This is a genomic window from Pseudoalteromonas sp. GW168-MNA-CIBAN-0100 (genome assembly GCF_040309225.1).
GTDB lineage: Bacteria > Pseudomonadota > Gammaproteobacteria > Enterobacterales > Alteromonadaceae > Pseudoalteromonas > Pseudoalteromonas arctica.
In genome coordinates this window covers 1-269 of record NZ_JBEOOL010000598.1, presented here as the reverse complement: position 1 = coordinate 269, position 269 = coordinate 1, and the positions used below count along the sequence as shown (strand labels likewise).

1 protein-coding gene is annotated in these 269 nt (G+C 42.4%); it reads left to right on the top strand.

Annotation, left to right across the window (positions count from 1 at the left end; translation table 11 throughout):
- Window positions 1–269, top strand: a 269-nt coding sequence (locus AAEY62_RS22605) for a beta-helix domain-containing protein (protein WP_502935554.1), incomplete at both ends; no start/stop codon positions are given.

Here is a 269-nt window from a genome sequence, read left to right as displayed (position 1 = left end):
CCAATGTACAGATGCAGAGCGTGATGGCGGTACATGTAACGTAGCCTCTGAAGGTATAACAAGCTACTTTGGTGGTAACGATAATAGCGATTCAAGCGGTAATATTAAATGGGCTAAAGTATGGTATGCAGGCTCTGGCCCTCGCGTAGGTGGTGAAGGTGATGATTTAAATTCATTAACACTTAATGCTGTTGGTTCAGGCTCTGAGTTTGATTACATTCATATTCACCAAGGCTTTGATGACGGTATTGAAATCTTTGGTGGTGCAA